This window comes from Bradyrhizobium sp. USDA 3650, from assembly GCF_054057395.1.
This window is the reverse complement of the sequence record NZ_JBSRZG010000001.1, coordinates 7,490,052-7,511,106: the sequence shown is the minus strand read 5'-3', so window position 1 is coordinate 7,511,106 and position 21,055 is coordinate 7,490,052. Positions and strand designations below refer to the sequence as shown.

Annotated in this window: 15 protein-coding genes; 4 read left to right on the top strand and 11 right to left on the bottom strand. The window is 65.3% G+C overall.

Annotated elements, in window-relative coordinates; all coding sequences use genetic code 11:
• Window positions 1–31: 31 nt before the first annotated feature.
• Window positions 32–2,305, bottom strand: a complete 2,274-nt coding sequence (locus ACVIN2_RS35280; protein WP_456769139.1) for a DUF1522 domain-containing protein — start codon at window positions 2,303–2,305, stop codon at window positions 32–34.
• Between the two features lie 319 nt (window positions 2,306–2,624).
• Between ACVIN2_RS35280 and flbT the strand changes: the two genes are divergently transcribed.
• Window positions 2,625–3,065, top strand: coding sequence for a flagellar biosynthesis repressor FlbT (gene flbT, locus ACVIN2_RS35275; RefSeq protein WP_027566886.1), 441 nt, complete (start codon window positions 2,625–2,627; stop codon window positions 3,063–3,065).
• 51 nt (window positions 3,066–3,116) lie between these two features.
• Here the strand turns inward: flbT and ACVIN2_RS35270 are convergent, their stop codons facing one another.
• The 9 genes from ACVIN2_RS35270 to ACVIN2_RS35230 all read right to left on the bottom strand — a co-directional run bounded on the left by ACVIN2_RS35270 (window position 3,117) and on the right by ACVIN2_RS35230 (window position 17,135).
• Window positions 3,117–4,613: a pyridoxal phosphate-dependent decarboxylase family protein gene (locus tag ACVIN2_RS35270; RefSeq protein ID WP_456769138.1), complete on the bottom strand. Its 1,497-nt coding sequence runs from the start codon at window positions 4,611–4,613 to the stop codon at window positions 3,117–3,119.
• Window positions 4,610–5,863, bottom strand: a complete 1,254-nt coding sequence (locus tag ACVIN2_RS35265; protein ID WP_456769137.1) for an ATP-grasp domain-containing protein — start codon at window positions 5,861–5,863, stop codon at window positions 4,610–4,612. Before ACVIN2_RS35265 ends, ACVIN2_RS35270 begins: the two co-directional genes overlap by 4 nt.
• A 1-nt stretch (window position 5,864) precedes the next feature.
• Window positions 5,865–7,514: a hypothetical protein gene (locus ACVIN2_RS35260; protein ID WP_456769136.1), complete on the bottom strand. Its 1,650-nt coding sequence runs from the start codon at window positions 7,512–7,514 to the stop codon at window positions 5,865–5,867.
• Entirely contained in the window at window positions 7,504–8,286 is a 783-nt protein-coding gene (locus ACVIN2_RS35255) for a hypothetical protein (RefSeq protein WP_456769135.1), read from the bottom strand. Before ACVIN2_RS35255 ends, ACVIN2_RS35260 begins: the two co-directional genes overlap by 11 nt.
• Before the next feature lie 71 nt (window positions 8,287–8,357).
• On the bottom strand, window positions 8,358–10,709 hold the full coding sequence (locus ACVIN2_RS35250; protein WP_456769134.1) for a flagellar hook associated protein: 2,352 nt from the start codon (window positions 10,707–10,709) through the stop codon (window positions 8,358–8,360).
• 21 nt (window positions 10,710–10,730) lie between these two features.
• Window positions 10,731–12,614 carry a flagellar hook-associated protein FlgK gene (gene flgK / locus ACVIN2_RS35245; RefSeq protein WP_456769133.1) on the bottom strand — a complete coding sequence of 628 codons (1,884 nt, stop codon included), beginning with the start codon at window positions 12,612–12,614 and terminating at the stop codon, window positions 10,731–10,733.
• A gap of 35 nt (window positions 12,615–12,649) precedes the next feature.
• A complete protein-coding gene (locus ACVIN2_RS35240; protein WP_456769132.1) occupies window positions 12,650–14,902 on the bottom strand; it encodes a flagellar hook-basal body complex protein in 2,253 nt (750 codons plus the stop codon).
• Window positions 14,903–15,080: 178 nt separating this feature from the next.
• Window positions 15,081–15,593: a peptide-methionine (R)-S-oxide reductase MsrB gene (gene msrB, locus ACVIN2_RS35235; RefSeq protein WP_456769131.1), complete on the bottom strand. Its 513-nt coding sequence runs from the start codon at window positions 15,591–15,593 to the stop codon at window positions 15,081–15,083.
• Window positions 15,594–15,677: 84 nt separating this feature from the next.
• On the bottom strand, window positions 15,678–17,135 hold the full coding sequence (locus tag ACVIN2_RS35230; protein ID WP_456769130.1) for an NAD(P)/FAD-dependent oxidoreductase: 1,458 nt from the start codon (window positions 17,133–17,135) through the stop codon (window positions 15,678–15,680).
• A gap of 92 nt (window positions 17,136–17,227) precedes the next feature.
• Between ACVIN2_RS35230 and ACVIN2_RS35225 the strand changes: the two genes are divergently transcribed.
• Complete coding sequence (locus ACVIN2_RS35225; protein ID WP_456769129.1) at window positions 17,228–17,761, top strand: SixA phosphatase family protein; 534 nt, start codon at window positions 17,228–17,230, stop codon at window positions 17,759–17,761.
• A gap of 69 nt (window positions 17,762–17,830) precedes the next feature.
• Window positions 17,831–18,256 (top strand): universal stress protein, encoded by a 426-nt coding sequence (locus ACVIN2_RS35220; protein ID WP_007602088.1) that lies wholly within the window; start codon window positions 17,831–17,833, stop codon window positions 18,254–18,256.
• 966 nt (window positions 18,257–19,222) lie between these two features.
• On the opposite strand, the gene ACVIN2_RS35215 is transcribed toward ACVIN2_RS35220, so the two are convergent.
• Entirely contained in the window at window positions 19,223–19,459 is a 237-nt protein-coding gene (locus ACVIN2_RS35215) for a DUF1127 domain-containing protein (RefSeq protein WP_456769128.1), read from the bottom strand.
• Window positions 19,460–19,642: 183 nt separating this feature from the next.
• Here ACVIN2_RS35215 and ACVIN2_RS35210 point away from each other — a divergent pair, with 183 nt between their 5' ends.
• Entirely contained in the window at window positions 19,643–20,986 is a 1,344-nt protein-coding gene (locus ACVIN2_RS35210) for an aminotransferase-like domain-containing protein (protein WP_456769127.1), read from the top strand.
• Window positions 20,987–21,055: the final 69 nt, after the last annotated feature.

Sequence of the window (21,055 nt, the reverse complement as noted above, 5' to 3'; positions counted from 1 at the left end):
GCCGTAGTCGTCTTATGATGTCGTCCGCTTGTTAACGGAGCAGCTGCAGCACGCTCTGCTGCGACTGATTGGCCAGCGACAGCGCGGAGACCGCGATCGACTGACGGGTCGACAGCGCCTGGCTGTTGGCCGCTTCGGTGTTGGTGTCGGCCAGGGTCAGGTTGGACGAACCGGTCTGCAGCACGTTGATCAGGCTCTTGTTGAAGTCCTGACGCACCTGCACCACCGAGAGGTTCGAACCGAGGCTCGACGCTTCCGAGCGCAGCGTGCTCGACGCGGCGTTCAGGTTCGACAGCACCTTGTTGGTCGCGGAGTTGTCGATGAAGTCGACACCGCTGGTCAGCGCAGCAAGGCCGAGGCCCTTGGAGTTGTAGGTCACGCCGGTGATGCTGAGGTTCGACTTGCCGGTCTCGTCGAACACCAGCTTGAGCTGGTCGCCGTTCAAGAGGTTGACGCCGTTGAACGAGGAGTCCTGCGAGGTCGTGTCGATCTGGTTCAGGATGTTGTTGTACTGAGACACCAGGTTCGAACGCGAGGTCTGGGCAACCGTGTCCTGGACGGGGCTGGAAGCCGTCGAGAACGTCAGCGCCGAAGTCAGCGTGCCGCCGATCGCACCACCCGCGGCGCTCGAACCGATGGTCGAGGACGCGTAGTCGTTGGTGGTCGAGACCGTCAGCAGGCCGTTGGCGTCGATCGTCGCCGTCAGGTTGTTGGCCTGAAGCTTCGTGTTGAGCTGATCGAGCGTCTTGACCGTGCCGCTGGTGCCGTCGCCGAAGGTGACGTTGACCGCCGTGCCGCCGTTGAAGGAGGAGAAGGTCAAGGTCTTGCCGCTGAGGCCGCCGACGCCGGAGGTGCGGGCCGCGGTGAACGCCGTCGAAGTCCCGGTGTTGCCGGCGAAGCCAAGCGCATTCAGCGCATTGCCGGTGCCGGTGATCGAGAGGTCGGCATTGACGCCGGTCGAGAGCTTGAGCTGGCCCGAGGCGTTGATCGACGAGTTGGTCTGGCCCGTGGCGGTCGCAAGCGTCGCGGTGCCGTTGGCGTTGACCGTCGCGGTCTGCACGCCGGTGGCAAGGTCGATCGCCTTGAGCACGTCGTTGACCGTGCCGGCCTGCAGATAGACCGTCGAGTTGCCGGCGCCGTCGGTGAGGACGTTACCGCTCGTACCATAACCGCTGGGAACGCTCGGAGCACCGGTCGAGCCCGGGATCGGCGCGTTCTTGAAGGTAATGACGTGACCGTCGACATTCAGCGTCGAACCGTCGGCGATCGTCGCCCCCAGCGAGCCCGAGCTCGTGGTCCGGTTGACGTTGACGGTGGCGTTGCCGCCACCCACGGCCGTCGTCAGGCCGAGAGCTTTGAGCAGGTCGGCCTTGCCGGTGACGCTCAGATCCGCACCCGTCGAGCTCTTCAGCGTGACGGCGCCGCCTGCAGCGGTCGAGACGGCAGCACCTGGCTGGCTGGCGCTCGTGGAGATCGTCGCAGCGCCGGAGCTGATGGACACCGTCTTGACGCCGCTGGCCAGATCGATCGCGGACAAGAGATCGTTGACGGTCGCGGTGGCGAGATAAACGGTGGTGTTGCCGCTGCCGTCGGTGACGAGATTGCCGCTGACGCCCGAACCGCTCGGAACGGCGGTCGACGCCGGAGCCGCACCGCTGCGGAACGTGATGGTCTTGCCGTTCACGGTCACCGTGTCGCCATCGGCAGGCTGGGCGTTGCCGGCCAGGCCGGTCGCGGTCGTGCCGTTGGTGGCGATCAGGGTGATGGCGCCGGTCAGGGCCGTGGTGCCGTCACCAGCCGTCGCGCCCGTGCTTGCAAAGGAGCCGATGGTGGCGCCGAGCGTCGTGGTGCCGGTCGCCGCCGTGGTGCCGCCCGCTGCGCCGCTAAACACGACGTTGCTGCTTGCCGTCGCGCTGGCGAAGCTCGTGGTGCCGCGCAAATCGGCCGCCGTCGCACCCGCGATCGTGGCGGAGACGTTGGACTTGGTGGAGTAGCCGACAGTGGTCTGCAGCGCCTGGTTGGCGATCGACTTGGCAGAGTCGATCAGCTTCTGCAGCGAGGTGATGCCGGTGTTGGCGGCCTGCAGCACCTGCACGCCGTTGGCGATGCCGTCGAGCAGATTGTTGATGTCGCTGGCGCGGTTGTCGAGCGACTGCGCGGTGAAGAAGTTGGTGGGATTGTCCAGGGCCGAGTTGACGCTCTTGCCGGTCGACAGACGGTTCTGCGTGGTGGCGAGAAGATCAGCGGTGGACTGGAGGGAGAGGAGGTTCTGACGAACCGAGGAGGAGAGAACGATACCGGACATTGGGTGTTACCTTTCTGGTAAACGACGCTTACTGTTACGCGTCTGCATGGATCGAGTGACCCAGCGACCGGCGGACCGTGGGGCGGAGTCCTCTAACGAAACATGAAATGAAATCGGCACTTTTGCTGAGTCGGCGCGCGATTCGGCCCATTCGCACACTCGCGACGCCACGCAGCTGGGCGATTTCGGCCTTGATATGATTGAGCTTTTCCGCGGCATCGGCCGGGATTTACAACTCGTTAACTAGTCTTGATGGAGTATTGCGCCCTGATCCGCCGCAACACACGCTCGGTTACGAAAGCGTTGATGGAGAACAGGCATGGCCCTCAAGGTCGAGCTCAGACCGCACGAACGCATCATCGTCGGTAACTGCGTAATAACCAACACCGACCAGCGCGCCCGCCTTCTGATCGACGGCGACAACGTGCCGATCCTGCGCGAGCGCGACATCCTCACACCGGAGACCGCCGACTCGCCTGCCAAGCTCGTCTATCTGGCGGTCCAGCTCATGTACATCTCGCCGGATCCGCAGACCCAGCACGGCACTTATTTCAACCTGGTGCGCGACATCGTCACCGCGGTGCCGAGCTCCTGGCCGATCATCGAGGGCATCAACAACAACATCCTCAACGGCGACCTCTATCGCGCCCTGAAGGATGCTCGCAAGCTGATCGCCTATGAGGAGAAGCTGCGCGGCCAGTTCGAGGCCACCCATCCCAAGGCCGAAGCGGACAAGGACGACGTCAGCACCGCCGCCTGATCCCACGCGTTCGCGGGCCCACGCCGCGCGAACGACCGGCCTGAATCAAGGCTACTGTGCCGCGAGCGGCGGCGCCTCGACCTCGATCACTCCCCCGCTCCGTCGTCCGCCGAATTCCAGCACGGCCGCGACTAGCGCGTCGATGTCGCTCTCGTCGGTACGGTGATTGACGATCGCGGCGCGGATCGCAAACCTGCCGTCGAGCGTCGTGCTCGACGGCGCCGCGATACCGGACTCCTGGATGTCGGCAACGATCTCGCGATTGACCTCGTCGGCAGCGCGGTAACGGAAGCAGACGATGTTGAGATTGACCGGTGCCAGCAATTCCAGCCGCGGCTCGGCAAGAACGCGCGTCTCCAGATATTTCGCCAGCGCACAGCTTCGCGCGATCACCGCACCGAGCCGATTTGTGCCGAACGTCTTCAGCGTGAACCACGTCTTCAGCGCACGGAAGCCGCGCGACAGATCGGGGCCGAGATCGCAGGGCCAGATCGCGCCGGCCGCAAGTCCCCTCGCCTCGCGACGCAGATAGGCCGCGGGCTGCGCAAAGGCCTGCCGATGCTGCTCGCCGTCGCGCACCAGCAGGAAGCCGGCGTCATAAGGCACTTGTCCCCATTTGTGGAAATCCAGCGCAATGGAATCCGCAAGCTCGATGCCGCCCAGCAGCGGCGCAAGTTCGGGCGACAGGATCGCGAGCGCACCGAAGGCGCCATCGACGTGAAACCAGATTCCCTCCTCGCGGCACAGCTGCGCGATCGCCTTGAGATCGTCGACCGCGCCGATATCGACCGTACCGGCGGATGCGACGACCAGGAACGGTTTGAAGCCGACCTCGCGATCGATCGCGATCTGCGCACGTAGCGCGGCAACGTCCATGCGATGATCGGCATCGACGCCGATCTTGCGCAGCGCGTCGGTGCCGAGCCCGGCGATGTCCATCGCCCTCGAGACGCAGCCATGCGCGGCCTGCGACGTATAGGCGGTGAGAAGCGCACCGTCATTGCCGATGCCGTACTGCCGCGCCAGCGTGCCGAGCGCGCTCGTACGTGCCACCAGCACCGCCATCAGATTGGCCATCGAAGTACCCGTGACGAAGATGCCGCTCGCGCTTTCCGGGAAGGCGAACAGGCTGCGCATCCAGTCGACGATCTGGCGCTCGACTTCGATCGGCATATGGTCGCGGCCGCCGAGATTGGCGTTGAGGCCTGCCGCTAGCATTTCCGCGACCATGCCGACCGCGGTGCCGCCGCCATGCACCCAGCCCATGAAACCGGGATGGACATTCCCGGTCGCATAGGGCGCGACATGTTCGGAGAAGTCGCGATAGACATCGGCGAGATCGCTCGCCTCGCGCGGCACGTCGGCCTTGAATGCCGCACGGACGCCGTCGGGGATCGGCTGCCACACCGGACGCGCGCGAATGTTGGCGATGCCGTCGATCGTCTCGTCGAGCATGCGATGGGCTAGCGCGCGAAACTCGCTCCAGTCCTGCGGATCGAGTGAGGTGTGCGTGACGGAACTTTGCGGGTTGCGGATGATCTCGTTCATGCTGCACTCTCCTCGTCCGCTCTTGCATGCCGCGACAGCATCGCCGTGAACGCCGCGAATATCTTGCGCATCTGCGGCGGCTTGTACGGAAACACGGCCGGCGGATCCATGTTGTGCACGACGGCGGTGTTGTCCGCTTCGAAGACCAGCAGCTCGCGGTTCTGGTTCTCGGCGCAATCGACGATGAAGTAATCGAGACCGACGCGCCTGCTCATTTCGTCCAGCGCGATTTTGTGGCGCGCCGCGAACGCATGGTCGAAGTCGAGCATGAAGACGGCTTCCTCGGCCCGCTTCTCCTCGCTGAACGCCATGAAGGCGTTGAGATACCAGATGTCCCAGCGATCGGCGATCGCCATGTGACAGGCATAGGGTTTGCCGTCGACCATGGCGAGACGATATTTGCGGTAGAGTCCGTCGGAACTCGCATAGTCGACGAAGCGCGCGACGAAGAAGTCCTGCTCTTGCCGCTCGGCAAGATAAGCCGCGAGCGCCACCGCGTCGTCGAGCTTGGCAAGTCCGACGCCGGCATGCGTGCCGCGCGGCCGGACGATCATCGGAAAGCGCAGTTCGCCCGTGATCGCCTCGCAGACGATCTTGCCTTGCGAAAGCTCCGACAATTGCGCGCGCGTCGTGGGGGCGGTCACTGGAATGTCGAGACCGGGGACGCCCGCCAGCAGACGATACAGCTTGTCGCGATCGAGATTGCCGATGAGATCGGGACGATTGAGCAGCGGCCTCGGCCAGTGCGGTGCGGCCTTCTCGATCAGCGCGAGCGCCTCCCGGCACTCCTCGGAATCCGACGCGATCACGATGGCGACGTCGTGCTCGGGCAGAGTCTCCGGCAGGCCGATGCCCTTGACCACGTAGAGCGTCAACAGCTCGATGTCGGAGTCTTCAAGCAGGAAGTCGATCGGCGTGTTGCCGCCCATGTCGATATCGGCGGCGAGCGCGAGCACGCGCAGCCGGGGTTTTGCAGCAGCGCAAGGCGTCCGAAACAATTGGTGGAAGGAGAGCACCTCGGTCTGGATTACCAGCCCGGCCTCCTTCTCGCCGAGAAGCTGGGCAATCAGCGAGAGATCGAGGCCTTCGCCGGCTTCGGCCGTCCCCTCCTCGATCCGCGCCAGCAGCCGCTCGCGCAACGGATGCAGGTCGCCGCCCTCGAAGGCGCGGCGCGTCAACTGCGCAAAGCCGATGCGGTCGGCATGGTTCGGCACGGTCACACCGCTCGTCGCGGAAACTGGATGTTGCATCTCACACCTCGAACGCGGACTTTGCCGGCACGGCCGCAACCGCGCCACGGTCAAGCAGCAGCTCGATCTTCACCAGCACATGGGCGATGCGATCGAGAACCTGCTGCACATTGCGTTGCGCCTGCATTGTATCCGGCGACCACGCCTCGGTCACCAATCGTGCGCCGACGCAGAGGCGCAACACGGCCTGCGGCGCGCCGTCCTGCCGCTCCAGTCGGACCGGCTGGCCGACGAGACAGCGCTGCGCGGCCACTTGCCGGTCCGCCGCGCTGCCGCTGATCTCCTCGGCCATGTCGCGCGCCAGCGCCCGATGCACGGCGCTGGTCTCAGCGATCGAGACCGGCTTGCCGCCGCGCAGCAGCGTGAACGGAAAGATCGTGGCTTGTGCGAATTCCTCGTCGTCCGCGCCTGACTTCTCGATCGCGCTGGGAACGGCGCGAAGCGACGGCGACAACGCGATCATGCTGTCGATGCCGGCTGCAAGCTCGGCCAGCATCCTGGCGCGGAAAGCCCCGGGCACGGCGTAGTAGCTGCCGATCTCGACCAGCGCGGCCTCCCAACGCAGCCATTGACCGAAATTCGGCCGGCGCTCGAAGCGCGAGCGTAGCGTCGTCCACGCCACCGGCCAATCGCAGCGGCCGGCATAATCGAAGATGCCCGGCGCGATCGCGCTCATCCGGTCGATCGACCGCGACAGGCCTTTCGGCAGCAGCAGCGCACCGCTGAAGGCCGGTCCACCGAAGAATTTCGAGCCGGTGATCAGCACCATATAACCGCGGTCGAGATAGGCGCGCAGCCGCCGGCGGCCGAGCCGCGCCTGACAGGCATCGACGACGATTTGAACCTTGCGCGGCCAGCGCCGCGCGATCTCATCGAGACAGGCCTCGCTTGGGGCGCGCCAACCGAGTTTTGACGAATCCATGATCTGCAACAAAACGCGGCGGCCTTGCGCGAGGCTGGTCTCGACCGCGCGCAGCACCGCGGCATCGGCATCGGTGCGCATCGCAATGCCGGCCGCCATGTCGATCAGCGGCACAGCAATGCTGTCGCCGGCGAGCCCCGTCACGGCGCCGTCCTTGCGCACGGCCATGCCGCCTGCGGTCATCGTGCTGAAATGGTGGCCACGTGCAGTATGCGGCGTCCCGCTTCCGGTCTGGTCGGCGCCGACCACGATCGTCACCGGCGCCGCGCCGAGCACGGCACGCGCCACGAACAGGGCGTGAAGCTGGGAGTCCGTGCCGGACGGTGAGAACACGACGTCGATGCGCGACGAGAGCGCAAGGTGACCGCGCAGCTCCTCGCGCATGTCCTCGCAGCGGGCATCGAAGGCGATTTCGACCTCGTCGAACAGGCACTTGTGCATCAGCTCTTCGCGCGCCAACGCGGCACGGTCATAGGCCATCTGCGAGATCGTCGACGCGGTCGCGGAAGCGAAATTCCAGAGCTCCGGCTCCGGCGACGCCGCGCAGCCATAGGCGTTGACACGGTCGTTCGGATCGAGCGCCAGCCGCGGATCTCCGCCGGAGGCGAGCAGCGTATCCAGCGGTGTGAAGAGATCGCGCAGGCGATAGCGCGAACCGCCGTCGGACGCGCGCTCGCTGGCTGAGAGAGGGGATGCGCCGGCGCTCATCCCGAAAGGCTCACGCCGCATCGGCCGCCGCCGCGGGCGCCGGTGCGAATTGCGAGGTAATGTCGCCGTGGAACACCGACGGTCCGACGTGATCGAGCGAGCTTTCGATGTCGGCCCAGATCTCGCCGCCGATGTCGGTCCAGCGCTTGCAGAACGCGAAATCCTCGGACAGATAGGTGCCGGTCGCCGGGTCGATCATGCATTCGAACAAGGCAAACCGGTTCTGGCTCGCCACGAGCGTATCGTGCGAATGCTCGTGGAAGAATTGCAAGGCCGCGTAGTCCGGATGGCGGCACATCGCCTCGAGCACGGAGCGCCGGATCATCAGGAAGCCGGTGCCGGCGTAGCGCACACGGGTGAATCCGTTCACCACCACGATGCGGTCGGGGTCCTCGATCTCGAGCACGTAGTCGAGCGATGCGGCCGGCACGTCGGCGCGGCCGGACTGGATCGCCCGCGCGGCCTTGTCCCAGTTGATCCGCTTGATCGGATAGCAGCCGGCGACGACGTCCGCGCCGCACTCGATCAGCCGGAACACCTGCTCCGGCTTGAAGCCGATGTCGGCATCGATGAACAGGAAATGCGTCGCTTCGGGATCGTCCAGGAACATCGCGGCCAGATTGGCCCGCGCGCGCGTGATCAGCGCATCGCCGTCGCGCAGCAGCACCTTGAGCTCGAGATTGGCCATGCCGTGCACGGCGCGCTGGAGCGCGAAGATCGAGCTCGCATAGATGCTCGTCACCTGCCCGCCGAAACATGGCGTGGCCACCACCAGTTTCATCTTCTCCGACATCGTCAGCTCCGCCCCGCTGCAATCCTCACCAAGAGGTAAAGAGGCATGGTTAACGGCGCCTTAACGCCCGCTTACAGGAACTTGACGAGCGAGAGCTGCGCGAGGTTCGAGGTCACCTGGTAGGACGCCTGGAGCGCGTTCTGGAGCGACAGGATCTCGCTCGCGACCTGGTCCGGCGGCGCCGATTCCGCCTGGTCGATGATGGTCTGGAGCTGCGCCTTGGCCTGGGTCTGGCGCGTGCCCGCGTCCTTCATGGTGTTCTGGGCCATCGCGATGTCGGTCTGGATGTCCTCAATGCGCTGCTGGCCGGGCTGCTTGGTCAGGGCCTGCGTCACCCGCAGGCTCAGTGCAGCGACCTGCCCGCCCGCATACTGCCCGGTCGGCGAGGTCGAGAACGTCCCGAACACGGCGACTGCCTGCAGCTCCTTGCGGATCGCGTCCTCGTTGGCCTGCGCGCCATACTGCACCGTGACGGAATCGTCGACCCGGGCCATCGCGGTGGAGCGCGGCGAGCCGGGCCCGTCATTGCCCAGGTACCATTGCACGGTGGTGGCCGAGCCGTTCACCAGCGTCGTCGCTGAGCCGAGGGGCGAAGAGCCGACGCGCAGCGGAGCCTTTGCCGCCGTGACCGGGGAGGTCGTGAAGCCGAGCGCCGCGAACGCCGTGCTGTTCGAGCTCGTGATGTTGAGGCTCCCGGGATCGTCCGTGTTGATCGTGATCACGCCGCCATGGATGGTCGACGGCTTCGTGGTGCCGGTGATCTGATCGATCTTGCCAAGGAGAGTTGTGATGTCGTCGGTAATGTTGATCTGGTTTGGGCCGGCGGCACCCGAGGCGACAAAAGTCAGCGTCTGACCGTTCACCGTGATCGTATCGGGCGCCTGGAACGCCGCTGAGAGGACTTCCGGGCCGCCCGTGGTCGCAGTGCCGCTCAGCACAGTTGAACCGGTGATCTGAGGCGTCGACGCCACGCTGCCGCGCGTCACGTTGCTGAGACCGAGCGCCGTGGCCGCCGCGCCGCCGGTGACCGCCACGTCGGTGCCGGTGCCGGTCGCGATCTGGATATTGCCGCCGGCGCTCAGAGTCACGTTGGCGGCGGGGATGCCGGCGGCCGTCGCGATTGCATTCAAGATATCAGACACCTTCGCGGCGCTGCCCGAAGCCAATCCGATCGTGGTATTCCCGCTGGCCGTCGTGACGGTGGTGACGGTAGGGTCGAAGGTGATCGTGTGGGCGCCGCTCGCGCCGGTGATGGTCAGGGTGGTACCGGTCGGAGAGTTGGCGAGCGCGGTGAGAATGGTCCCGTTGAGATGGGGTGTCGCCGAAGAATCGAGCGACGTGGTCGTAGACGCAAACGCCAATGCGCTGTCCTGCAACGCGACCGAGCCCGTCCCGGTCGTCGAGGTATAGGAGCGCAGATTGCCGGTGGCCGCCACATTCGCGGTGGCGGATCCCGCCGTGTTGAAGAAATTGTCACCGGCGGTGACAGCGGACGCCGCCACCAGCGAGGTGCCGGCAAGCTTCTTGATCGCGGTGTTCAGCGCGGTGTTGAGGTTCGTCGCCGTGTTGTTCGGGTTGACCGGGACGCTTGCATCGATCGCAAAGCTGCCGACGGGCGTCGGTGTCGCGGTGGACGCCGTCAGGTCGATCTGCTCGGTCGAGCCATCGGGCAGCGTGAACTGCACGCTGAGCTTGTCGCCATTTTTCGGGTTGACGCCGTTGAGGTCGACCGAGAACGACACCGGCGAGCCGCTCGGGCCGCTGACCGTCGCGCCGGTCAGCGTCGAGGAGACTGCGGCGATCTTCAGGCCGAATGGCGATGAGGCCGCGTCTTCCGATACCATCACCGAGCTCGGCGTCGGTTGTGGCGTCGCCAGCACCAGCCGGCCCATGCCGTTGGCGCCGAGGTCGGCGGCCTGGCGCTCCGCCATGACGGTCTTGAAGCCCGCCTGCGTCGTGGTGCCGTTGATGATGTCGCCGGCATTCGCGACGGACGGCGTGTCGAAGGCGGTGCCGGAGAACAGATAGCGGTTGCCGGATTGCGTATTGAGAACGCCGACCATCGAGCCGAATTGCGCAGCCGCAGTGTTCTGCGCAACCGTCTGGCCGTTGACGTTGAGATCCTGCGCGGTGTTGGCCGAACCCGTCTGCACCGTGTTGCGGATCGTGGTCAGCGACTGCAACGCGGTATTGGCGAGGTTGATGCTGACGTTGACGTTGGTCATCGTGTCCGTATAGGCGGCAATGTTGGAGAGCTGCGCGCGCCCGGCGATCGCAAAGCCCTCGTTGGTGCCCATCCCGGAATAGTTCTGCGACAGCTTGCCGGTCGAGAGCTGCGTCGACAGGTCGGTGAGCTGCTGGTTGATGTTGCGGATCTGCGAGCCGAGAACCGACGAGGAATAGTTGATGCTGCTGATCGACATGTTTCAGAGCCCTGTTACTTGTTACACTTGAGCCTGGAGCAGCGTATTCATCATGCTCTGCACCACCGACATGACATGAGCGTTGGCGGCATAGGCATTCTGGAGCTGGATCAGGTTCGACATCTCCGAGTCCAGGTTGACGCTGGCGGTCGAGTTGAACTTGGCCTGCAGCGTCGAGACCACGACGCTCTGGCCCTGCTGGAGCTGGGTCGCCTGGGTCGCGGCATTGCCCTGAACGCTCAGGAACTGCTGGAGGTAGTTCGAGACGCTGCCGGTGAAGGGCTGGCTCGCCGAGCCCAGACCGGATTGCGGCGAATAGGAGAACACCGCCGAGGTGAGCTGCGAATAGAGATAGTCCGAGCGCGCGGTGTCGCCGGTGGGCGTCACCGGCGAGGTGTTGTAGATCGACAGCCTGGTCGGGTCGGTCGCGAGCTGCGTGTTCACGGCGATGCGTCCGGCAAGACCGGTCATCTGCAAACCCGATGCCGTAATCGCGCCGGTGTAGAGCGCCTGCCCGCCATCGGTGAACAGCGGCAGTTGCGGATTGCCCGAGGTCAGCGACGAGATCGTCTTGGTGATCGAGGCCGAATTGACCTTGGCGAGGCCGCTGTTGTCGTCGGTCACCCGCAATGTGGTGGCCGTCGCCGGCGACGGGGCGGCGGCGAACGACAGATGCGAGCCGGAAAGTGCGGTGTTGAGCGCCGAGGCGATCGCGCTCATGCCGCCGGAGAAGTTCACCCCGATCTGCATCGGATTGGCGTTGGTGGGGTTCTGCAGCGGCAGCGCCGCCGGATCGGTCACGTTGACCAGCGTGACCTGTCGCTTCGTGTTGGTGGTCGTGTCGGTGTAGCTGAAGTTGACGCTGTTGCCCGGCGCTGCCCCGGCAAGGTCGAGATCGAAGCCGGCCGGCGGGCCGGTGACCGTGCTGCCGGCCGTGGTCTTGTCCGACAATGCGCTCGACATCGTTGCGGCGAACTGGTCGATCTGGTTCTGCGCCTGCACCAGCGTCTGGTCGCGCAGCTTCAGATCGGCCGCGATCTGGCCTGAAGACACCACGTTGTTGGCGATGACGTCGACCGAGGATCCGTTCGGGAGCTTGATGTTGAACGCGCCGACGCCGGATTTGGCCGGATCGATGTTGTAGAGCGAAGTCGCCGACAGCGCACCGGCGGACGCAAAGGTGAATTGCGAGGCCAGCCCGGCGCCGACCAGCTGGATACCGGTGGTGGTGTAGATGTTGGCCTGATTGGACCCGTCGGTGGTGACGTGGACGTCGACATATTTCGACAGCGTGTTGATGGCCTGGTCGCGCTGGTCCATCAGTGTCGCAGCCGAGGGGTCGTGTTCCGACAGGCCCTGCAGCCTTCCGTTGATGTCGGCGACCTGCTGCATCGCCGCGTTGGCCTGCTGCGCCGAGGTGCTGAGATCCTGCTCGACGTTGGAGCGCAGCGACTGGATGCCCTTGGTGGTGAGGTTGAGCTGCTGCGCCAGCGTCTGCGCGGCGCCGAGCGCAACCGTTTGTGCCGACGACGAGCCCGCGTTGGTCGACAACGCCTGCAGCGCCGTGGTGAAACTGTTCAGCGCGGTTTCGAGCGTACCGCTGTTGCCGGGCGTGCCATAGACATTCTGAAGCTGCTTCAGAATGTTGGCCATCTGGTCGGCGTAGCCGCCGCCACCGGTCTCGGTGCGCAGCTGCTTCTGCACATAGGTGTCGAGCTCGCGGCTGACGCCGGTCGTCGTCACCGTCGAGCCGAAGTCGCCGGTGGTGACCTCGATCTGGTTCGGCGTCTGGACGACGTAACCCGGCGTCTGCGAGTTGGCGACGTTCGAGGAAACGATCGAGAGCGCAGCCTGATTGGCACGCAGACCGCTCATCGCACTGGCGAGGGCTGAACTCAAACCCATGTTGACTTGCCGCCTTTGGTTACGTCACGCCCCAATCAGCGCAACACGTTCAAGAGGTCCTGCACCATCGTATTCGCCGTCGTGATCACCTTGGTGTTGGCCGAATAGGCCTGCTGGGTCACGATCAGCTTGGTGAATTCGTCGGCGATGTCGGTGTTCGAGCCTTCCAGCGACGAGCCGCTGATCGAACCGGAAGCGCCATCGATCGCGGCGCCCGACTGTTCGGTCGCTGAGTAAGCGCCGCCGTCCTGCGCCTTCAGGTAGTTGGTGCCGTTGAAGTGCGACAACGAGACCTGTGCGAGATCGAGGTTCTGGCCGTTCGAGAAGGTCCCAACCACGAGGCCGTTGTTGTTGACGGCGACCGAGCGAAGCTGACCGGCGGCATAGCCGTTCTGGGTGATGGTGTTGATGGTGACCGCGCCGCTGGTGCTGGCATATTGCGTCAGCCCGCCCGAGGAGATGTTGAAAGAGACCGAGCCCAGCGATTGGCCGCTGACGCTGACGTTGTTGATGGTGATCCCCGAACCGCTCGGCGAGGTCAGCGAGCCGTCGGCGGCAAAGGTGAAGGCCTGGCCGGTATTGACCCAGCCGACCGTCGTGCCGGTCGCATTCGGGTCGGTCTGGTAGAACATGTTCCAGCTATCGGCATGGCCCGCGCCCAGCGAGGCGCTGTCGGTCTTGGCCCAGCGCAGTTGCAGGTTCACCGGCGTGCCGGCCGCGTTGTAGGCGGTCACCGCGCCACCGCTGATCGATTCCTTGGTGAAGGTGGCGATGTCATTGCCGATCACGCCGCCGGTACCGGCAACGCCACCACCGTCACGATTCTTGGTGATGGTCGAGGTGAAGCCGAGCGCGGCGAAGGCCGCGCTGTTGGAGCTCGCCACCGACAGGTTGGAAGATGTGCCGGTGTTCAGCGTGATCACGCCGCCACTGCTGACCGACGACCCCGTTGCACCGGAGAGCGCGTCGATCTTGCCGAGCAGCATCGTGATGTTGTCGGTGACGTTGATTTGGTTCGGGCCTGACGCGCCGGCGGCCATGAAGGTCAGCGGCTGACCATTGACCGTGATGACGTCGCCGGCGGAGAAGCCCGATGTGATCACCTCGGCGCCGCCGGCCGCCGCCGCGCCGCTCAGCACCGTGGCGCCCGAGATCGCTGGGGAGGACAGCACGTTGCCGCCGCGCGTTACGCTGCTGATGCCGAGCGCCGTGGCCGCCTGGCCGCTACCAACCGGTACGTCGGTGCTGGTGCCGCTGGAGATCACGATGTTGCCGCTGGGATTGAGCGATGCGGTAACGCCGGCGCCGCCGGCCAACTGGATGGCGGAGATAATGCTGGCCACCGTGGCCGTCGTGCCCGCGCCGAGACCGATCGTGGTGTTGCTGCCGGCCGTCACGACGGTGGTGCCGCCGTTGAACGTGATCGTGTTGCCGTTGATGGTCAGCACCTGGCCGCTGAGCGCGGTGAGGGTGGTGGAGGCGAGATGCGTACCCAGGGCGTTGTCGAGCGAAGTTGTGGTCGATGCCACCGCTGCAGAGTTATTCTGGAGCGCCGTTGTGCCGGTCGTAGTGGTCGACGAGTACGGCGAGCGGATATTGCCGGTTGCGGCAGCGCCGGACGTTGTGGCGTTTGCATACGGTGGAGGCGGCGTGCCGACCGGCAGCGGGTTGGCCGCAAAGTCCGACGGGTTCAGTCCGCCGGCCGCCAGCAGCGTCTTGGTCGCCGCCGTCGTGCTCGCCACGGTGTTCGGCTGGGTCGGCAGGTTGGCCGCGTACTGGATCGATGTGGTCGCCTGCGCCGGAATGAAGTTGTTCTGGAATTTCAGGACTGTCGCGACGTTGCCTTGCGGGTTGCCGGTCTTCGGGTCGACCGTGACACCCATCAAATAGTAGCCGGCGCCGTTGACCAGATTGCCGTTGGCATTGAGCTGGAAGTCGCCACGCCGCGTGTAATAAGTGACGCCGCTGAACACCGGCGCGTTGTCGACGACGCCCGTGGCCTTCTGGATCGAGAAGAAGCCATCACCGGTGATCGCCATGTTGGTGGCGACGCTGGAGCCCGAGATTGTGCCCTGCGTGGTGATGGTGGCCTTGGCGTTGGCGGTTACGCCGCCCGCGACCTGCTTGCTCGGGACCGACGAGTCGGGAATGAGATCGACGAAGCTGGTGCCGATGCCCTTGTACGCGGTGGTGGATGAGTTCGCGATGTTGCCGGAAATGTTCTGCAGCGCGTAGGACTGCGCCTGCAGGCCACCCACCGAGGTGTTCATTGCATCGAAGATACCCATAACTTTGTCTCCAGATCCGATCTCGGCGGCCGGTCGACCATGGCCGCAGTCGGAGGAGACTGTCGCAAGGGCTATGCCAATGCGGGTTTTCTCATGAAATCAATCGTTTAACGAAAAAGCCCCGGTCTGATGACCGGGGCACATTTGCCGGGACCGGCAACATTTGCCGGGACGAAACCTAGGTTGCGGACGCCGCCGCGGGATGGAAGACCAGCCCGAAACCGTCGATGCAGTAGCGCAATCCGGTCGGCTTGGGACCGTCGTCGAAGACGTGGCCGAGATGGCCGCCGCAGCGCCGGCAATGCACCTCGGTGCGGAGCATGCCAAAGGTGCGATCCTCGGTCTTGCCGACATTGCCCTCGATCGGCTGGTAGAAGCTCGGCCAGCCCGTGCCGCTCTCGAATTTGGTGTCGGAGGCGAACAGCGGCAGGTCGCAGCCGGCGCAGGCGAAGAAGCCCTTGCGGTGCTCCTTGAGCAGCGGGCTGGAGCCCGGCCGCTCGGTGCCTTCCTTGCGCAGGATCTCATATTGCTGCGGCGTGAGCTGGGCACGCCATTCGGCGTCCGTCTTCTCGATCTCGAATTTCTGCGCGGCTTTCTCTCCAGCCTCCGCGGGCGATGCTCTGAGCCAGCGGAAGGCCGCAAGGCCGAACAGGCCGGCGACGGTCGTCAATAGGATGCGGCGATCAAACATCTCATTCTCCATGCGGGAGGTCTACGCCCTGAGATACGGGCTCTAACCGGCGACGTTACACTTCCGGGCCGAGTTTTTCTCACCTTATCGCGAGGCGCTCTCGTCCTGCGGGACCGGTTCCACGGCTTCTGCCACAGGCTTCGGCGGTGGGGCCGGCCGGGGCCGAACCCCGGGCGCCGGACGGCGCGGTCCGGTGCCGGCGGCCCGGTTGGCTTCGGCGAGGCGTGTCTCGCGTTCCCGGTCCTTGACCCTGGCGCGCTCCCGATAGCGGGCAAGCGAGCCTGCGGCAGCGGAACTCGCCCTGCCCCAGATTCCGACCAGTTGGCCGGCAACCCGCCCCGTCGTTCCCCCCGCCCAGACCAGCTCGAACGGTGAGAACAGCTTCCAGCGCTCGTCGCCCCACAGGATGCTGCGCGCGATCATCTGCCCGGCCATGGCCGAGGTGTTCATGCCCTGGCGGCCGAACCCGCTGGCCACCCACAGGCCTTTGCGCAACTGGCCGATCTGCGGCATGCCATGCACGGTCTGGCCGGTGGCGCCGCCGAAGGTCTCGGTGATCTCGACATTGCCGAGTTGGGGAAAGATCGACCGGATCCGCCGCCTGACGGCGCCCGCAAAGCGTTGCGGGCGCGCCGCCCAGGTGGTCTCCGGGCTCTCCCACATCAGGCGGTCGCCATCGACGATCCGGAAATGATCGACGCCGTCGGAATCCATCACCGATCCTTTGAAGGCGATGATCTCGTGCACGCGCTCGCCGAGCGGCGCGGTGATGCCGGCATAGCGCCAGACCGGCAGCAGCGTTTCCGACAGGCGCCGCAACGGCGCGCCGAGATGGATGTTGCCGGCGAGCACGATATGGGTGGCGCGCAGCCGCGCCGAGGGTGTGACGATCCGCTTGCGGATGCCGGAATGATCGATGCTGACGACCGGCGTATCCTCGAAGATGCGCGCCCCCGCCCGCCGCGCCAGCGCTGCGAGGCCGTGCACATATTTGCGGCCGTCGACCTGGAACGCCTTCGGATAATACACGCCATGAAAGTAGTGATCGGTCTTGAGCACCTCGCGGACGCGATCGACCTGCCAGCCCTCGGCCTCGGTGTCGAAATCCTCGTTCAGCATCTGCAAGCGGCTGATCAGCCGGTCGCCGGCATCGACGTTGGAGACCTCGAGCACGCCGTCGGTCGGGCCGATCCCGGGCATGTTCTCTTCCGTGGCGTTGGCCCGGACGAACTCGGCGCCCGCTTTCGACAGCGTCCACAATTCCCGCGCGTCCTCGAAGCCGATGCGCTCGATCAGCTCGGCGAGCGGCAGCGCGAAGCCCGGCATGACGGTGCCGAGTTGATTGCCGGAAGCGTTCCAGCCGATGTGGCGGCCCTCGAGCACCGCGACGCTGGCCCCCAGCCGGGCCGCCTCGAGCGCGATGGACAGTCCGGCAAGCCCGGCCCCGATGACGCAAATGTCCGCATCGAGGTCGAACGACAGCCGCGCCCGGTCGCGAAAGCCGGCTTCTTCCTGGGACACGCTTGTGAAAGTCTCGCTCATGTCGTTTCTTAAAGGACTGAGCGGCCGCTTGTCACCTTGTCCTCGACCAGCGCCTGTAGATTATCCTGGTCGTGTAACGATTCGAGAATGCCATGCGCCGTTTGCTGCTGCTGCGTCACGCCAAGACCGAGACCGACGCGCCGAGCGGCCGCGACCAGGACCGCAGGCTCGACGACCGCGGCCACAAGGATGCCGCCGAGATCGGCGACTGGATGGCCTCCCATCCCCCCTTTCCCGAGGCCGTGCTGGTGTCGCATGCTGTCCGGGCCCGGCAGACCTGGGACATCGCCTGGGAGACCATGAAGGACCGCGTCGCCGCGCCGCAGGTGGAGGTCCTGCCGGAACTCTACGGCGCCGATCCCGGCCAGATCCTGGAATCCATTCGCACTGCAACCGTCCCGGCCGACCCGAAGCAGTTGCTGCTGGTCGGCCACAATCCGGGCATGCATGAGATCGCCTTGATGCTGATGGGTAGCGGCGATCCGGCCGGCGCCAAGGCGCTCGCCGACAACCTGCCCACGTCGGGGCTTGCGATCTTCGACTTTGACGTCAAGGATTGGGGCGACGTAGCCTACCGTCGCGGCAAGCTGGTGCTGTTCGTCAGTCCGAGGTTGCTTCGAAGCTAAGGCTGCTTCGAGCGGGTTGATCGCGCGACGTGCCGGCAAGACGTCCCGACTGGAAATTTGGAGGCGCAGATGTTCAAGTCCATCCTCGTGCCCATCGACCTCGCCGACACCGACCTGGCCAAGCCGGCGATCGCGACCGCGGCAACGCTGTCACAGACCTGGAGCGGCGTGGTGCGCCTGCTCAACGTGCTGCCGATGACGCCGGTGATGCTGGCCGAATACGTGCCGGCCGATTTCGACGAACAGCAGCGCCAGACCTCGGAAGAAGCCCTCGCCATCGTCGCACGCGAGTCCGGCATCGAGCCGTCCCGCATCTCCAGCGTGGTGCGCCAGGGCGGCATCTATCACGAGATCCTGGAGGAAGCGGTGCACATGAAGGCCGAGCTGATCGTGATGACCTCGCACCGGCCGGCGATGCGCACCTATTTCCTCGGCTCCAATGCCGGGCATGTCGTGCGCTACGCCAAATGCTCCGTGCTGGTGGTGAGGCACTGAGGGTTGCGGCGAAACTCAGCATTGCAAGCAGCCAGCTCGTAGCCGGGGTGAGCGAAGCGATACCCGGGATAGCTCATGTCACGATTCCCGGATATCGCTTCGCTCATCCGGGCTACAAGCCCTTGCGTTGCCCGTCGGGCAAAATACCCAAACTGCAGGTCAACGCCCGCCGCTGAAAATATTCCACTTTACCGAAATTCGGAAACGGCGTATCTGTCGCGGCAACCCGGCCCAAGAAAGAGGGGCGTATCGCGATCGTCACGAACGCGGGCCGGACAGCGGCGGACGCTAGTCACACCGGCGCGAATGGTTTCGCAGGGCGGGCAACCGTGAGCGAAGGCGTCGCGCATACGACCGGTGTGATCAGCGTACGGCAAAACCGTGTCGTCCTGACGCCCGGGGTCTGTGCGTCAAGTCTTGTGGTGATGTGGCGGCCCGACCGGGTTCGCGCATCAGCCATCCGCAAGGCGACGGGGGCAATAGTGCATCGCTCCCCGGGGAGAGCACGGCATAAGCCGTAAAACCGCTGCGCAGGGAAGGCCGGACGTTTTGGCTTCACCTGTATGCCGCTGTGCAGATTTTCCTACTGCAATTTCGCACAGTGGACCGCGGGTGCCAGCCGGCGCCCGGTCTTCCCTGCGCCCTCTTTCATTTGAGGGTGAGACGGCGAAGCAAAGCTCGGGCGAAATGCGCCGCGAGGATGCGAAGGTGTGTCTGCGAGCGAGATGCGAGCTCAAGGAGCGACAGTGCTACCCACAAACGCCGTCATTGCGAGCGCAGCGACTTGTCCGCCGAAGCTTTAGCGAAGGCGGAAGCAATCCTGAGTCTTTCCGGGGTGGGATTCTGGATTGCTTCGCTGCACTCGCAATGACGATGTCGAAGCAGGTGTGCCCGAAGCTCCAGTCCCGGCTCTGCGCAGCAACGCGAAGAGGCGTTGCAGCGCGTCCGGGACAAGAGCGAAGCGCTTTACAGAAACCGAGTCAGCTCTGCTTTGGCCTGACCGTAGACCGCGTCCTCGATCTGGCTGCGCGTGATGCCGATGTCGCGCAAGGCGCGGTCATCGAGGTCGTTCAGCGTCTTGACGGCGGAGCGTTGCTCCAGGCGGTCGAACAGCGCATAGGCGCCGTTGGCCAGCTTGCGGAAAAATCCGTCTGACGAGGATGAGCGTAAACTCCGCCCGGCGGTCTGCGAGATCGTGGTCATTGTCCTTCTCCGGCCTGTTGTCCACGCGGCGAAGCGGATGCCGTTGGCGCAAGCGCCCGAGCGCCTGCACCTCATTTGCGTCGGATTGCTCTCGCTCTCCTCGGCTCAATCGTGAAGCTTGATGGAACTTAAATGCTCCAGTACACTACTCGGAGCAAGTGAAACATTGCTCTCGGTGCAATAATGTCCAAGTTCGAATACGTGAAGCTTGCCGATGCCATTGCTCTCGATATCTCTAACGGCACGTTAAGGCCCGGCGACCGGCTGCCGCCGCAGCGCAATTTTGCCTATGACCGTGGCATTGCGGTCTCGACCGCGAGCCGGGTTTATACGGAGTTGCTCCGCCGCGGCCTCGTCGTCGGCGAGGTCGGCCGCGGCACCTTCATCTCCGGCGCCATCAGGCGCGAGGTCGAGGCGCTGAGCGAGCCGCGCGACGCGCGGATCGATTTCGAGGTCAATTACCCGCTGCTGCCGCAGCAATGGGCGATGATCGCCAAGAGCCTTGCAGGCCTCGAGCGCGTCGACGCGCTCGAATCCGCGCTGCGCGTCTCCACCAGCACCGGCACCAAGAGCGCGCGCAATGCAGCCGCCGCCTATCTCGCACGCAAAGATTTCGCGCCGCAGGCCGAGCAGATCGTCTTCACCGCCAACGGCAAGCAGTCGCTCGCGGCCGCCCTCGCAGCCCTCGTTCCCACCGGCGGCCGCTGCGGCGTCGAGGCGCTGACCTATCCTTACGTCAAGAGCATCGCCGCGCGGCTCGGCGTGACGCTGGTCCCGATTCCGATCGACGAATTTGGCGCGCGCCCCGACGCCATCCAGAAGGCGCATCGCGAGGCGCATCTGTCGGCGCTGTATCTCCAGCCCATCATCCAGAACCCGCTCGGCGTGACCATGAACGCGACGCGGCGCGCGGACATCATGCGCGTCGCCGAGAAGCTCGATCTCACCATCATCGAGGACGCCGTCTACGGCTTCCTGGCCGACGACACGCCGCTGGCCGCGCTCGACCCCGACCGCTGCATCGTGATCGACAGCCTGTCCAAGAAGGTCGCGCCGGGCCTCGCGCTCGGCATCCTCGTCGCGCCGCCGCGATTGCGTGAGAGCGTGATGAGCGCGGTCCGCACCGGCGGCTGGATCGCGTCCGGCCACGCGCTGGCGTCCGGGCAGCGGCTGATGGCAGACGGCACCGTCGCCGAGCTGACGCGGCTGAAACGCGTCGACGCCGCGCGCCGCCAGCAGGCCGCGGCAAGGCTGCTCGCCGGCTACCAGCTCTCCGCCGATCCACGCTCCTATCACCTCTGGCTCACGCTGCCGGCACACTGGCGCTCGCAGACCTTCGTCGCCGCAGCAGCCCGGCGCGGCATCGCACTGACACCGTCCTCGACCTTCGCGATCGCCCATGGCCACGCACCGAACGCAGTGCGGCTCGCGCTCGCCCCGCCCTCGTTCGAGCAGCTCGATTCCGGCCTGCGCACGATCGCATCGCTGCTCGGCACCAAGGAAGAGGATTTCGACTCGACGGAGTAACCAAGCGTTTTCGAGCGAAGCGGATACCGGTTCGCGTCAAGAAAACGCGTCAAGCATCTGATGCCTTTT

What these genes read in the sequence shown, in the direction of transcription:
- ACVIN2_RS35280 (WP_456769139.1), bottom strand. Translation starts at nt 2,305, where the DNA reads ATGTCCGGTATCGTTCTCTCCTCCTCGGTTCGTCAGAACCTCCTCTCC.
- flbT (WP_027566886.1), top strand. Translation starts at nt 2,625, where the DNA reads ATGGCCCTCAAGGTCGAGCTCAGACCGCACGAACGCATCATCGTCGGT.
- ACVIN2_RS35270 (WP_456769138.1), bottom strand. Translation starts at nt 4,613, where the DNA reads ATGAACGAGATCATCCGCAACCCGCAAAGTTCCGTCACGCACACCTCA.
- ACVIN2_RS35265 (WP_456769137.1), bottom strand. Translation starts at nt 5,863, where the DNA reads ATGCAACATCCAGTTTCCGCGACGAGCGGTGTGACCGTGCCGAACCAT.
- ACVIN2_RS35260 (WP_456769136.1), bottom strand. Translation starts at nt 7,514, where the DNA reads ATGCGGCGTGAGCCTTTCGGGATGAGCGCCGGCGCATCCCCTCTCTCA.
- ACVIN2_RS35255 (WP_456769135.1), bottom strand. Translation starts at nt 8,286, where the DNA reads ATGTCGGAGAAGATGAAACTGGTGGTGGCCACGCCATGTTTCGGCGGG.
- ACVIN2_RS35250 (WP_456769134.1), bottom strand. Translation starts at nt 10,709, where the DNA reads ATGTCGATCAGCAGCATCAACTATTCCTCGTCGGTTCTCGGCTCGCAG.
- flgK (WP_456769133.1), bottom strand. Translation starts at nt 12,614, where the DNA reads ATGGGTTTGAGTTCAGCCCTCGCCAGTGCGATGAGCGGTCTGCGTGCC.
- ACVIN2_RS35240 (WP_456769132.1), bottom strand. Translation starts at nt 14,902, where the DNA reads ATGGGTATCTTCGATGCAATGAACACCTCGGTGGGTGGCCTGCAGGCG.
- msrB (WP_456769131.1), bottom strand. Translation starts at nt 15,593, where the DNA reads ATGTTTGATCGCCGCATCCTATTGACGACCGTCGCCGGCCTGTTCGGC.
- ACVIN2_RS35230 (WP_456769130.1), bottom strand. Translation starts at nt 17,135, where the DNA reads ATGAGCGAGACTTTCACAAGCGTGTCCCAGGAAGAAGCCGGCTTTCGC.
- ACVIN2_RS35225 (WP_456769129.1), top strand. Translation starts at nt 17,228, where the DNA reads ATGCGCCGTTTGCTGCTGCTGCGTCACGCCAAGACCGAGACCGACGCG.
- ACVIN2_RS35220 (WP_007602088.1), top strand. Translation starts at nt 17,831, where the DNA reads ATGTTCAAGTCCATCCTCGTGCCCATCGACCTCGCCGACACCGACCTG.
- ACVIN2_RS35215 (WP_456769128.1), bottom strand. Translation starts at nt 19,459, where the DNA reads ATGACCACGATCTCGCAGACCGCCGGGCGGAGTTTACGCTCATCCTCG.
- ACVIN2_RS35210 (WP_456769127.1), top strand. Translation starts at nt 19,643, where the DNA reads ATGTCCAAGTTCGAATACGTGAAGCTTGCCGATGCCATTGCTCTCGAT.